This is a genomic window from Nocardia tengchongensis (genome assembly GCF_054781395.1).
This window is the reverse complement of record NZ_BAAGUM010000017.1, coordinates 141,673-154,119: the sequence shown is the minus strand read 5'-3', so window position 1 is coordinate 154,119 and position 12,447 is coordinate 141,673. Positions and strand designations below refer to the sequence as shown.

Genomic DNA, 12,447 nt, shown 5'->3' with positions numbered 1-12,447 from the left:
ATTCGACCAGAGGAGAAATCTCGTGCGTTTCGGCATCTTCATCCCGCAGGGCTGGCGGCTCGACCTGGTCGGCATCGACCCCGCCGCGCAATGGGGAGTGATCCGGGACCTGGCCACCCGCGCGGATGCCGGGGACGCCTGGGAATCGCTGTGGGTCTACGACCACTTCCACACCGTCCCCGTGCCCACCGAGGAGGCCACCCACGAGGCGTGGTCGCTGATGTCCGCGCTGGCGGCCAGCACCTCACGAATCCGGCTGGGGCAGATGTGCACCGCCATCAGTTACCGCGATCCGGCCTACCTGGCCAAGGTGGCCGCCACCGTGGACCTCATCTCCGGCGGCCGCGTGGAGATGGGCATCGGCGGCGGCTGGTACGAGCACGAATGGCGCGCCTACGGATACGGATTCCCCTCCCCCGGTGTGCGATTGGGCCGCCTCGACGAAGGCGTGCAGATCTTCAAGCAGGCCTGGACCACCGGGAAGGCGACGCTCGACGGCAAGCACTACCAGGTGGACGGCGCGATCGTGCGGCCACTTCCCGTGCAGGAAGGCGGGATTCCGATCTGGGTCGCGGGCGGCGGCGAGAAGGTGACGCTGCGGATCGCGGCGAAGTACGCGCAGTACACCAACTTCGCGGGCGACCCGGAAACCTTCGCCCAGAAGTCGGAACTGCTGCGCGACCACTGCGCCGAGGTCGGCACGGATTTCGACGCCATCACCCGCAGCTCCAACTTCAACACGCTGGTCGGCGCGACCGAGGCGGAAGTGCAGGAACGGCTGACGCAGCTGGAAGCCCGCCTGACCCCGTTCGTCGGCGCGGAAGGCGCGGCCCAGCACGTCAAGGATCTGTTCCGCAACTCCCCCGCCGTGGGCACTCCCGAGCAGATCGTCGAAAGACTCTCGCAGGTCAAGGATCTCGGGTTGGGCTATTCGATCCACTACTTCCCCGAGACCGCCTACGACACCTCGGGCGTGGAACTGTTCGAGCGTGAGGTCATTCCCGCATTGCGCTGAGCGCGGGCGAGTTTTCGCTCGCCGGATCGGCCGCGATGGGTTGACATCCGATGCGCGGACACGGTTGTCCCGCAACCGATCCGGCGAGCCGCCGGGTGGTCAGTGCGGCAGCGTCACCGGATCGGTGCAGCTGGACGGGGCGTCGACGAGCGAGCAGGTCCTGGGGTCGCGGGTCGGGCGGTAGTCGGCGGGTACGCCGCCGGCGCCGGTGATCGCGGTGTAGGCCGGAACGGCGTCGGTCGGGCGGCGGGTGAGCGTGGGGTCGGTCTTCACGTCCACGGTGTAGAGGCCGAATCGCGGTGTGTAGGAGCCCCATTCGTAGTTGTCGGTGAGGCTCCAGTAGTTGTAGCCGATCACGTTCATGCCGTCGGCCTTGGCGCGCTGGACCCAGTAAACGGTGTCGCGCAGATCATCGGCGCGGGTGTAGCCGTCGTCGCGGGGCTTGCCGTTCTCGGTGGGCATGCCGTTCTCCACGATGTAGAGCGGCTTGCCCGGGTAGGCGCGAGAATAGTGGTCCAGCGCGTAGTAGATGCCGTCGGGCTGGAGCGGGTTCTTCCACAGCGCCGAGAGATCGGCCGAGTGCGCGGCATCCGGCGACGCCCCGTAGTAGTAGTCGATTCCGATGAAGTCGAGCTTGGCCGCGATCTTGCCGATGAGCGCGCCGTTCACCAGGTCCTCGGCGGTCGGCAGGTAGGCGACGTTGCTGGTGACCATCGCGCCCGGCTGCACCTGGTGGATGTGGTCGTAGATCGCGTTGTGCGCCTGCGCGATTCGATCCTGCATCACCGGAATCTCGGCTGCGGGCAGATTGCCCAGCCGGACCTCGTTGATCATGTACATGGCCGGTTCGTTGAACGTCACCCACAGCGGGTTGCCCGAGGCGTAGCGATCCACGATCGTGCGGGCATTGGCCAGCCAGTCGGTCACCATCTCGGGGTGATTCCAGCCGCCGCGATCGGCCTCCCAGCCCGGGTACACCCAGTGGTCGAGGGTCAGCATGGGCCGCATGCCCGCCGCCTCGATGGAACCGATCACCTTGTCGTAGAAGCGAAGTCCGTCCTCGTCCCACACGCCGGGCTGCGGCTGCACCCGGGCCCATTCGATGCCGATCCGATAGACCTTCACGCCCAGCTGCTTCGCCAGCTGGATGTCGGACTCGTACCGGTCGAAGAAGTCGATCGAGTCCAGGTACGGGTCCTCGGTCTTCCCGGAGGCGGCGTAGCGCGACCAATTGCTGTCCGGCGCATGCCCTTCGGACTGGAAGCCGGAGGCCGCCACACCCCACAGGAAGTCCGTTCCCAGCGGCGCGATCCGCGCGGGCGGCTCCGGCCGGGCCGAGGCGGGTGCGGTGGTCGCGACCAGGGCGGCGGAGGCGGCCAGAACGACCGTAGCGAGGGTGCGGCGGCGGAATCGCATGCGAAAACCGTACATCGTGCGGTTTTGATGGACAAGGAACTCTCAGAGGACGCTTAGACTCGACCGATGGCGAAACGCGGACCCTACGGGAAAGGCATCGAACGGCGGGAACAGATCCTGGAGGCCGCCCTGCACACCATCGCCGAACGCGGCTTCCTCGCCACCTCGGTGGCCGAGCTCGCCGAGGCGGTCGGGCTGAGCCAGAGCGGGCTGCTGCACTACTTCGGCTCCAAGGAAGAACTGTTCGTCGCGGTCCTGCGCAAGCGCGACGAGGTCGACACCGCCGCCATGGGCGAACCCACCCCCGAGGCCCTGATCCGGCTCATCCGCCACAACACCCAGGTGCCCGGACTCGTCGAACTGTTCACCCACATGCAGGCGGCCGCCGCCGACGCCGACCACCCCGCCCACGAATACATGCGCCTGCACTACGAACTCGGTACCCGCGGCCTCGCCTACGTGCTGAGCGACATGCAGCAGGCGGGCCAGATCCCGGCGACCGTCGACGTCGAGGTCATGGCCACCGCGTTCATGGCGCTGTCCGACGGATTGCAATCCCGTTGGCTCATCGACCCTTCCATCGACATGGAGTTCTACCTGCGGCAGTGCTGGGCCCAGTTCACCGGCGTGCACCCCCGCTCCGGCTAGCCGATCCACGCCGCGACGGCCAGGAACACGCAGATCAGTACGAACAGGATCACCATCAGCGGGACGATGAACTTCACGTACCGGTCGTAACGCACCTTCGCCAGCGCGATACCACCGGTCACCACCGCCGTCGTCGGGGTGACCAGATTGGCCCAGCCCGACGCCGACTGCCAGCCCGTCACCACCAGCGACCGCGGCACATGCGCGAAATCGGCCAGCGGGGCCATGATCGGCATGGCCAGTGTCGCATGGCCGGAGGTGGACGGAATCAGGAACGCCAGCGGCACATTCACCAGGAATACCGCCACCGCGAACGCCGCCGACGAGGTCCCCGACACCACGCCCTCCAGCGCGTGCAGCACCGTACTGGTGATCTGGGTGTTGTTCATGATGACCGTGACCCCGCGCGCCAGCACGATGACGAAGCCCGCGCCCACGAAATCGCTGAACCCCTTGCCGATGCTCTCCGACATCTTGGCCTCGCCCAGGCCGCCCACCAGGCCCACCACGATCGCGCCCACCAGGAACAGCGCGGTCAATTCCGGGAAGTACCAACCCAGTTCCCAGCTGAAGGGCTGCGCGTCGGGGCCCTCGATGACGGTGCCCCACGGAATGATCGAGAAGATCATGAACGCGAAGGTGAGCCCGACCAGCCACAGCACCGCCACCTGGCGGCGGGTCATCGGATCCGGTTCGTGCTCATCGGCTTTCACCTCGCGGTCACCGGGCTGCCAGCCCGACCAGGACTTGTCCGGGTCGGCCTTGACGCGGCGCGCGTACCAGATCACGTAGGCGACGGTGACCGCCGTCAGCACGATCAGCATGGCCAGGCGCAGCACGATGCCGTCACCGATGGCGATACCCGCCGCCGAGGAGGCGGTGCCGGTGGCGAACGGGTTCACCGTCGAACACAGCACGCCGATCCCCGCGCCGGCGATGATCGCGCCGACCGCGGTCATGCGGTCGTAGCCCAGCGCCAGCGTCAAAGGGACCAGCAGTGCGTAGAAGCCCAGCGTCTCTTCGGCGAAACCCTCGACCGTGCCGGCGATCGCGAACACCACCATGATGCCGACGATCAGCAGAATCGACCGGTTGCGCAGCTTGAACGCCAGCCGCCCGATACCGCTGTCCAGAGCTCCGGTGGCGAAGGCCACGGTGATGAACGCGCCCACCGCCAGCACGAACAGGAACACCGCGGCCGCGCCGTAGAGCGAGCCGTGCAGATCCGGCGCGACCTGCGAGGTCTTCTCGTCCTGAATGCCGTAGAGGCCGTTGATCGGAGCCAGGAACAGGTCCCGGATCCGGGCGGAGAAGTCCTGGGCGTCGGCGAGGCGGTGGTACGAGCCCGCGATCGGATGACCCTTGTCGTCGGTGTCGTAGGCGCCCGGCGGAATCACGAACGCCGCCAGCCACACCGCGAGGGTGACCCCGGCGAGAATGGTGTACGTGGACGGGAAGCCACGCTTCTTCTTGTGCCGCACCGGCTTCGGCGCGTCCTCGAGCGTCGCTGTGTCGCTCATCGGCGCATCCGGTCGGCGAAGAGCTGGAAGAACTCGGCCTCGGCCAGCGCCACGTTCCGCAGCTCACTCACCAGCACCCGCTCGTTGAAGCCGTGCATATTGCATTCGGAGTCCTCGACACCGAGCATGAGCACCTCGGAGCCGGGGTTGGCGGCGGCCATGGAATTGGTCAGCGGGATCGAGCCGCCCATGGCCGAGTCGACGGTGTCGACGCCCCAGGCCCTCGCCATGGCCGCCCCCATCGCCGCATACGCGGGACCGTCGGTGCGGGCGGCGAATCCGGCGCCGACGTCACCGCTGGTGACCTGGAGTTCGACGCCGAACGGCCGGGCCTTCTTCAGGTGCTCGATCACCGCGCGCTGCCCCTCGGCGGGATCCTGTTCCGGGTGCACCCGCACGTTCAGGTAGGCCTTCGCGTACGGAACCACCGCGGACGCGGCCGTTTTCGTGGGCGGTGCGTCCATGCCGATCACGGTGATCGCGGGCCCGTACCAGATCCGCTCCCCGATCGGCCCGGTCCCCAGCAGCGGCATGCCCGGCTCCATCCCGGTTACCCGGGCGAACTCGGCGTCGGTGTAGTTCGCACCCGTCCATGTGTCCCGTCGCAGCCCCGGCACCGCCACATTGCCGTCGGCGTCGTGCAGCGTGGACAGCGCGGCGATCAAGGCCAGCAACGCATCCGGCGCGGCCCCGCCGAACTGCCCCGAGTGCACCGGCGCGGCCAGCGTCCGCACCTCCACGAATACGTCCGCGACGCCGCGCAACGCGGTCACCAGCGTCGGCTGCCCCGCCCGGATATTGCCGGCATCGCAGATCAGCAGGGCGTCGGCCTGGAACAGCTCCGGATGCTCGGCCGGGTAGTCGTCGAAGACCGACCCGTACTCCTCCTGACCCTCGATCACCACCGTCACCCCCACCGGCGGCTTGCCCCCGAACGCCCGCAACGCCCCGATATGCGCCACCACGTTGGCCTTGCAGTCGGCGGCCCCGCGCCCGTAGATCGCCCCATCCTGCTCGGTGGGCGTGAACGGTGGTGTGTGCCAGAGGCTTTCGTCCCCCGAAGGCTGCACGTCGTAATGGCCGTACAGCAGCACGGTCGGCGCACCCTCCGGAGCCGGAATCCGCCCGTAGATCACCGGCGAGGTGTCGGGCAGATCCAGTACCCGGATCTCCCCCACCCCCGATTTCCGCAACTCCTCGGCGATCAGATCGTGCGCGCGCTGAACATTGTCCTTCGGATAGTCCGGGAACGCGATCGACGGGATGGCAACCAACTGCCCGAGCAGCGATTTCAATTCGGGCATGAGGCCGTCGACAGCAAAGCTCAGATCCTGGCGCAGGTCCATCCCAACATCGAACCATCCGTACCCTCGGTTCCACGGCGAATCTCGAGCGACACGCAGATTCACCGACCGCCGGCCAAGTCAGCGGGCAGGCAGCAGGGGGACGAGAGCTGGGTCGGAAAGGATTGCGCGGCGGGCGAAGCCGAGGGCGCCGGTGAGGATGGCTTCCTCGCCGAGGGTGGCGGGGGCGACCCGCAGGCCGAGGGCCGGAGCGAGGGCTCGGCGGCCGGCGAGGTGGGTTTCGATGGTGGGAGACAGCCAGGGGAACCATTCGGCGAGCAGCCCGCCCAGGACGACCTCGTCGGTGTCGAGGAGAGCGGTGATGGACAGGATCGCGGCGCTCAGGGCTCGGGCGGCGGTGGCCAGGGCGGTGACGGCGGCGGGGTCGGATCGGTGCAGGCGGGTCAGCAGGTCGGCTTCGGCGGCCTGAATGCCCCGGTGGTGCAGGACATCACCGAGACCCGCGGCGGCGAACACGGCTTCGGGGCCCGCATAGGAGACCAGGCAGCCGCGGGCGCCACAGACGCAGTCCGGGCCGTCCATGGCGACGGGGACGTGGCCGGGTTCACCCGCGATGCCGTGACTGCCGGTGTGGATGCGGCCGTCCAGGACCACGCCGCCGCCGATACCGGTGCCCGCCTCGATGAGCACCAGACCGCGCGAATCCCGGGGCAGGGCATGGAATTCCGCCAGGGCCGCCGCATTGGCGTCGTTGACCACGTCGATCACCATCGTGGGCGCGGGCAGGCGGGCGGCGACCAGGGCGCGCAAGGCTACCGGCTCCATCCAGCCGAAATCCGGTGCCACCACCACGGTTTGCGCCGCATCGTCGAGGACCGGGCCCGCCATGGCGATCACCGCGCGCGCCAGGACCGGGCGCGGCGCCGAATCCGTTTCGGCTCCGGCGAATCCGGGTAAGCGGGTGACGGTGTCCGCGAGGACGGCCGCGATGGCATCGGCCATCGCCTCGGGCGTTCCGGGCGCGAGGTCGTGCGGCACGGTGTCGTGGTGGAACACGATGCCCGCGAGGTCGGCAACCGCGACGCGGAGGTGTTCGGAGGTGACCTGGATGGCGGCCACGGCGGCCCGGGTGGGGTCCAGGCGCAGCGGGCGGCCGGGGCGGCCGCGGGCGCCGGACCGCTGGACGTCGTCCTCGGTGATCAGGCCGCGGTCGGCGAGATCGGCGACCAGGGCGGTGACCGAGCCGTGGGCCAGGCCGGTGGCGGCGGCCACCTCGGTGCGCGGGCAGGGGCCGTGGTCGGCGAGGTGACGCAGGACCAGGCCCAGGTTGCGGCGGCGGATGGCCGCGGCGTCGTTCGGCCAGGGACCCGGCGCGGCGGCGGCGCGACGGGTGGGCGGTGCGGGTTCCACGGAGTCGAGACTATGGTGTCAGGTAATTATTTCAAGTGTTGACATTAATCGTGGATCAGGGGTTGGCATGGCCGCGCAACAGATCGGACGACGGACTCTCCTGCTCGGAGCGGGGGTGCTGGCGTTGACCACGGCGTGTTCGAGCGGGAACTCGGGGCCCGAACGGTCGCGCGGGACCGCCACCGCGACGACCACCTCCGGACCGGTGCGCGGCGTGCGCCGCGAGACCGGTGTCGCCTTCCTCGGCATCCCGTTCGCCCAGCCGCCGGTGGGCGCGCTGCGGTTCGCCGCGCCCGCACTTCCGATCCCGTGGACGGACACCCGCGACTGCACCGCGTACGGGCCGACCGCACAGGTGAAGCAACTGTCCGAGGTCACCGCCATTCCGGAGCCGTCCATTCCCGGCGACGACATCCTCACCGTCAACGTGTTCACCCCGAATCCGGACCCGGACGCGAAACTGCCTGTGCTGGTGTGGATTCACGGCGGCGGCTTCGTGGCGGGCAGCCCGGCCAGCCCGTGGTACGACGGCGCGGCCTTCAATCGCGATGGCGTGGTGCTGGTGTCGGCCGGGTACCGCCTGGGCATCGAGGGCTTCCTGCATCTCGACGACGCCCCCGACAACCGCGGCGTCCTGGACTGGATCGCGGCACTGACCTGGGTGCGCGACAATATCGCGGCGTTCGGCGGCGATCCGGCCAAGGTGACCATCGCCGGCCAATCGGCGGGCGGCGGCGCGGTGTGGGCGCTGATGAACACCCCGTCCGCGAAAGGGCTGTTCCGCGCGGGCATTTCGGAGTCCGGCGCGCTCACCCAGCCGAACGACCGCGCCACCGCGCTGGCCATGTCGGCCCTGTTCACCAAGCGCACCGGCCGGCCCGCGACCGCCGCCGCGCTGCGGGACCTGAGCAAGACCGGATTGCAGGACCTCGAGGACAAGCTGCGCGCACTCGGACCCGACAGCAGCGCCGCCACCCTGCTCGGCCTGGCCCCGTGGGCGGACGGCACGCTCATCCCGGCCACCAGCGCCGAAGTCCTGAAATCCGGTGCGGACCAGGATGTTCCGCTCATGCTCGGCTTCACCGCGCACGAGTTCAATGCCGCGCCCCTGACCGGGAATCGACCGCCGGTCACCGACACCACCCTGCCCGCCGCCCTGGGCGCGCTCGGATTCGACCCGTCGACCGCAGCGACCTTCACCCTGGCCTATCCGGGCCTGACCGCGAATCAGATTGCGGGACAGGCGCAGAGCGACGCCGTCATCCGCATGCCGTCCTACCGGGTGGCCGAGATGCGGGCCGGCCGACAGCAGCCCACCTGGCTCTACGAGTTCACCTGGACCTCCACCGCGCCCGACTACCAAGGCATGTCGTTCCACTGCCTCGACGTCCCGTTCGCCTTCGACCTGTTGCGAGCGCAGGGCGTGACCGCGGTGACCGGAAACAACCCGCCGCAGGCGCTCGCCGACGCGATCCACCAGGCGTGGGTGTCGTTCGTCAGCAACGGCGACCCGGGCGACGCCTGGCCCCGCTACACTCTCGACCGGCGCGAGACCATGATCTGGTCGGATGCATCGCACGTCCAGTCCGATCCCTTCGCCGCGCAGCGGCCGATCTGGCTGCGTTGAACCCGCGGGCTACCGTGGAGCAATAGCCGTCTCGATCGGAGGACAATGCAGGTGAACCGCTGGATCGCACCGGCCGCCATGGTCGTCGCCTGCGGACTGTCCGCGGCCCCCGCCGCGCACGCCGCCCCGGGTGACCAGCAGGCAGCCCTCGGCGGCGGTTCCGGCCTGGTGCTGGGCCGGGCCACCAAATGCAGTCTGACCGCCATCGGGCACGACGCCGCCGGGCGGCTGGTCGGCTTCACCGCCGGGCACTGCGCCGAGGCCGGGACGCCGGTGCGCGGGGAGCAGTTCCCCGACGCCGGGGTGGTCGGGGTGGTTCGCGCCGCCGACGAGCAACTCGATTACGCCGTCATCGAATTCGATCCGGCCGTGGTCATTCCGCTGCGCTCGGTCAACGGCACCACCATCACCGGCTTCGCGCCGACGCCGCCCGCGTTCAGCGTGGTCTGCCAGAACGGCCGGACCAGCGGGTACGGCTGCGGCGTGGTGTGGACGTCGAGCCCGGTGGGGCTGCTGGAACAGGCCTGTTCGAGTTACGGCGATTCGGGTGCGCCGGTCACCTACGGGGACCAACTGGTGGGCATCGTCTCGGCGCCGCTGATCAGCGATACCCGGACCCTCCGCTTCAGCTGCACCGACGCCGCCAATCCGCTGCACTCCCCCGTCATCGCCGTCGCCTTCGACACCGTGCGCGCCGCCGTCGACGCGGGCAAGGGCGTGGGCAGCGGCTTCCAGCCGATCTAACGCCCCCCGGACAACACGAACCCGGCCGCACCCTGCACGGCCGGGTTCGAGATTCGGGATCCGGTCAGGCCGAACGGGTTTCGGCGGCCACCGGTTCGGCCTTGGCGGCGCCGCGGCGGAACCGCAGCACACCGTCCTCCAGCGGCGCCTTGCGCAGCATGGCGCGGTCGCGGAAGTAGTTGTTGATCACCAGCCACGGGCCCCGGGTGCCCTGGCGCGGCATGACACCGTCACCGCGCTGGATGTAGCCGGAGGTCAGCGCACCGCCCATGAGCGACGCCTCGGAACGGTCACCCTCCTGCGGGACGGCGACGACTTCGCTGAATCCGTTGTCGCGCATGTGGTTCAGCAGGCGGCAGAAGTACTCAGCGGCCAGATCCGCCTTGAGGGTCCAGGAGGCGTTGGTGTAGCCCAGGACGATCATCATGTTCGGGACCGTGCCGAGCAGCGCGCCCTTGTAGGCCACCAGATCCCGGGTGGCGAGCGTCCGCCCGTCCACCTCGAGCTCCGCGCCGCCGAGCATCTGCACCTTCAAACCCGTTGCGCTGATCACGATGTCGGCCTCGAGCTCCTCGCCCGAGGACAGCCGGATGCCCGTCTCGGTGAAGGTGTCGATGGTGTCGGTCGCGATCGAGGCCTCACCCTTGCGCAGCACCTTGAACAGGTCGCCGTTGGGCACCACGCACAGGCGCTGGTCCCACGGGTTGTAGCTGGGGGTGAAGTGCTTCATGTCGATGTTCGACCCGACCTGCGCGCGCACCGCGGCCAGCATGAGCTTGGCCGACAGCTTGGGGTTGGTGCGCGAGAGCTGGTAGCTGGCCCGCTGCAACGCGATATTGCGCGCCCGGCCCGCCTTGTAGGCGATGGCCGCGGGGACCTTGGCGAACTTGAAGCCGACCGCGACCGGGTCGTCGGCGGGCAGCGCGGCGATGTAGGTGGGCGAACGCTGCAGCATGGTGACGTGCGCGGCGTCCTTGCTCATGGCCGGGATCAGGGTGATGGCGGTCGCGCCACTGCCGATGACGACGACGCGCTTGCCCTTGTAGTCGAGGTCCTCGGGCCAGTGCTGCGGGTGCACGATCGTGCCGGCGAAGTTCTCCTCGCCGGGGAACGTGGGTCGGTGGCCCTGGTCGTAGTCGTAGTAGCCGGTGCAGCCGACCAGGAAGTCGCTGGTGTAGGTCTCGGTCTGGCCGGAGCGCTCGTCGAGCACCTCGACGGTCCAGACGCCCTGCTCACTGGACCAGCTGGTCTTGGTGACCTTGCGGCCGAAGCGGATGTGATCGGTGACGCCGTATTCGGCGGCGGTGTCCTCGATGTACTGGCGGATGTGCGGTCCGTCGGCGAGCACCTTGGTGCCGTGCCACGGCCGGAAGCCGAAACCGAAGGTGTACATGTCCGAGTCGGACCGGATGCCGGGGTACTTGAACAGGTCCCAGGTGCCGCCGATGGCGGTCCGGCGCTCCAGGATCAGGTAGCTGCGCCCGGTCTTCTCCCTGGTCAGGTGGCAGGCCATGCCGATACCGGACAGGCCCGCGCCGATGATCAGTACGTCGACATGCCGCGTCATGGGGAACTCGCTTCCGGTCGGTCGCGCCCGGACACCGGCGTCCGGGCGCTCCGAGTATTACATGTTATTCATAGTAACGTCTACTGCCTGACGGTCAGGGAAGCCCAACCCTCGGGACTCTCAGGGACTTCGCCCCCGAACCCCGAGAAGTCAGGCCGCGCGGACTTGCCCTGGCCGATCCGGTTCCGACCGATAGCGGGTCGTGGCACCACCGATACCCAGCGCCTTCCACACCCGCTTGGACACCGGGTTCATCAGCCCGATCCGATGCGCCAGCGAGCGCACGTCTCCGAAGAAGCCGGCGAACGCCTCCTTCGACTCGGGCAGCCCGAAGAAGACCTCCTTGCGGACCGACCGCGGGATGTCGAACTCCTCGAAGAACGCGCGCGGCGGAATCAGGATGGCCCGGCCGCCGATCCACATGACGATCGGGAAGGCCAGCGACAGCACGAACTTGTCGAACGGGTTGGCCTGCGGCACATGGTGTTCCAGGAACTCGTGAGCGAAGGAGATGTGACGGGCCTCCTCGGCGATGTGAATCGCCATGACGCCGCGCATGATCGGATGGATGTCCTCGCCGGCGCGCAGGATCGCCTTCTGGATGTGGTCGATCGGCTCCTCACCCGACAGCACGGCCATGAAGAACAGATTCGGGAAGACCGAGGCCAACGGCGGCACCAGGTAGGTGAGCTGCTTGAGGATCGTGCTCATGCCGGGCACGTCGATCCCGATGCGGTTCACCATCTCCTGGAACATCAGGGTGTGATTGCACTCCTCGATGACCTCGTGGGTGCAGTAGCGGAACTCCGGCGAGCCATTGGGCAGCTTGAAGGTGTGCTGCACCATCCCGCCGATGAGCAGGGTCTCGAACTGCAGGCCGACCTTGGCGATATTGGCCTGCCGCCACAGCCCGATGGCGATCTTGCGAGCCTCGGACTGGGCCTGATACCAGGGATGCCGCGCGAACATATCGCCGGAGACGGGCAGAATCCACCGCTTGTCATCCTGCTCGACCGCGAAATCGGGGTGATCCCAATCGATATCGGTGAACGGATCGAAATTCTTGTCGACGGACCCCTGCGAGAGCAGCATGAGCTTCTCGGCATACTGCCGGGCAAGCGCGACCGCGGGGTCGTCCGTCGCATGTGCTGACGTCATTGTCAGAGCCTCTTTCGGAAATGGACCTAAGTATCTGT

The 12,447-nt window shown here is 68.6% G+C and carries 10 protein-coding genes; 4 read left to right on the top strand and 6 right to left on the bottom strand.

What is annotated here, in order from left to right; translation table 11 throughout:
* The first annotated feature begins 22 nt into the window (after nt 1–22).
* Nucleotides 23–1,015: an LLM class F420-dependent oxidoreductase gene (locus tag ACYVKL_RS31745; protein WP_357192547.1), complete on the top strand. Its 993-nt coding sequence runs from the start codon at nt 23–25 to the stop codon at nt 1,013–1,015.
* Nucleotides 1,016–1,114: 99 nt separating this feature from the next.
* On the opposite strand, the gene ACYVKL_RS31740 is transcribed toward ACYVKL_RS31745, so the two are convergent.
* Nucleotides 1,115–2,431, bottom strand: a complete 1,317-nt coding sequence (locus tag ACYVKL_RS31740) for a family 1 glycosylhydrolase (RefSeq protein ID WP_379167697.1) — start codon at nt 2,429–2,431, stop codon at nt 1,115–1,117.
* Nucleotides 2,432–2,497: 66 nt separating this feature from the next.
* Between ACYVKL_RS31740 and ACYVKL_RS31735 the strand changes: the two genes are divergently transcribed.
* Complete coding sequence (locus ACYVKL_RS31735) at nt 2,498–3,079, top strand: TetR/AcrR family transcriptional regulator (protein ID WP_379167699.1); 582 nt, start codon at nt 2,498–2,500, stop codon at nt 3,077–3,079.
* Here the strand turns inward: ACYVKL_RS31735 and ACYVKL_RS31730 are convergent.
* The 3 genes from ACYVKL_RS31730 to ACYVKL_RS31720 form a co-directional block, all read right to left on the bottom strand.
* Complete coding sequence (locus ACYVKL_RS31730; protein ID WP_379167701.1) at nt 3,076–4,599, bottom strand: YfcC family protein; 1,524 nt, start codon at nt 4,597–4,599, stop codon at nt 3,076–3,078. The genes ACYVKL_RS31735 and ACYVKL_RS31730 overlap by 4 nt on opposite strands.
* Nucleotides 4,596–5,945, bottom strand: a complete 1,350-nt coding sequence (locus ACYVKL_RS31725; RefSeq protein ID WP_379167703.1) for a M20/M25/M40 family metallo-hydrolase — start codon at nt 5,943–5,945, stop codon at nt 4,596–4,598. The genes ACYVKL_RS31730 and ACYVKL_RS31725 overlap by 4 nt, the downstream gene beginning before the upstream one ends.
* Before the next feature lie 78 nt (nt 5,946–6,023).
* A complete protein-coding gene (locus tag ACYVKL_RS31720; RefSeq protein WP_379167705.1) occupies nt 6,024–7,313 on the bottom strand; it encodes an ROK family transcriptional regulator in 1,290 nt (429 codons plus the stop codon).
* Nucleotides 7,314–7,380: 67 nt separating this feature from the next.
* Here ACYVKL_RS31720 and ACYVKL_RS31715 point away from each other — a divergent pair, with 67 nt between their 5' ends.
* Nucleotides 7,381–8,940: a carboxylesterase/lipase family protein gene (locus ACYVKL_RS31715; RefSeq protein WP_379167707.1), complete on the top strand. Its 1,560-nt coding sequence runs from the start codon at nt 7,381–7,383 to the stop codon at nt 8,938–8,940.
* A gap of 51 nt (nt 8,941–8,991) precedes the next feature.
* Complete coding sequence (locus ACYVKL_RS31710; protein WP_379167708.1) at nt 8,992–9,684, top strand: chymotrypsin family serine protease; 693 nt, start codon at nt 8,992–8,994, stop codon at nt 9,682–9,684.
* Between the two features lie 64 nt (nt 9,685–9,748).
* On the opposite strand, the gene ACYVKL_RS31705 is transcribed toward ACYVKL_RS31710, so the two are convergent.
* Together ACYVKL_RS31705 and ACYVKL_RS31700 are read right to left on the bottom strand one after the other, a co-directional pair.
* A complete protein-coding gene (locus ACYVKL_RS31705) occupies nt 9,749–11,251 on the bottom strand; it encodes a flavin-containing monooxygenase (protein WP_379167710.1) in 1,503 nt (500 codons plus the stop codon).
* 150 nt (nt 11,252–11,401) lie between these two features.
* Nucleotides 11,402–12,409, bottom strand: a complete 1,008-nt coding sequence (locus ACYVKL_RS31700; protein WP_379167712.1) for an AurF N-oxygenase family protein — start codon at nt 12,407–12,409, stop codon at nt 11,402–11,404.
* Between the last annotated feature and the right edge of the window lie 38 nt (nt 12,410–12,447).

What these genes read in the sequence shown, in the direction of transcription:
- ACYVKL_RS31740 (WP_379167697.1), bottom strand. Translation starts at nt 2,431, where the DNA reads ATGCGATTCCGCCGCCGCACCCTCGCTACGGTCGTTCTGGCCGCCTCC.
- ACYVKL_RS31735 (WP_379167699.1), top strand. Translation starts at nt 2,498, where the DNA reads ATGGCGAAACGCGGACCCTACGGGAAAGGCATCGAACGGCGGGAACAG.
- ACYVKL_RS31730 (WP_379167701.1), bottom strand. Translation starts at nt 4,599, where the DNA reads ATGAGCGACACAGCGACGCTCGAGGACGCGCCGAAGCCGGTGCGGCAC.
- ACYVKL_RS31725 (WP_379167703.1), bottom strand. Translation starts at nt 5,945, where the DNA reads ATGGACCTGCGCCAGGATCTGAGCTTTGCTGTCGACGGCCTCATGCCC.
- ACYVKL_RS31715 (WP_379167707.1), top strand. Translation starts at nt 7,381, where the DNA reads ATGGCCGCGCAACAGATCGGACGACGGACTCTCCTGCTCGGAGCGGGG.
- ACYVKL_RS31705 (WP_379167710.1), bottom strand. Translation starts at nt 11,251, where the DNA reads ATGACGCGGCATGTCGACGTACTGATCATCGGCGCGGGCCTGTCCGGT.
- ACYVKL_RS31700 (WP_379167712.1), bottom strand. Translation starts at nt 12,409, where the DNA reads ATGACGTCAGCACATGCGACGGACGACCCCGCGGTCGCGCTTGCCCGG.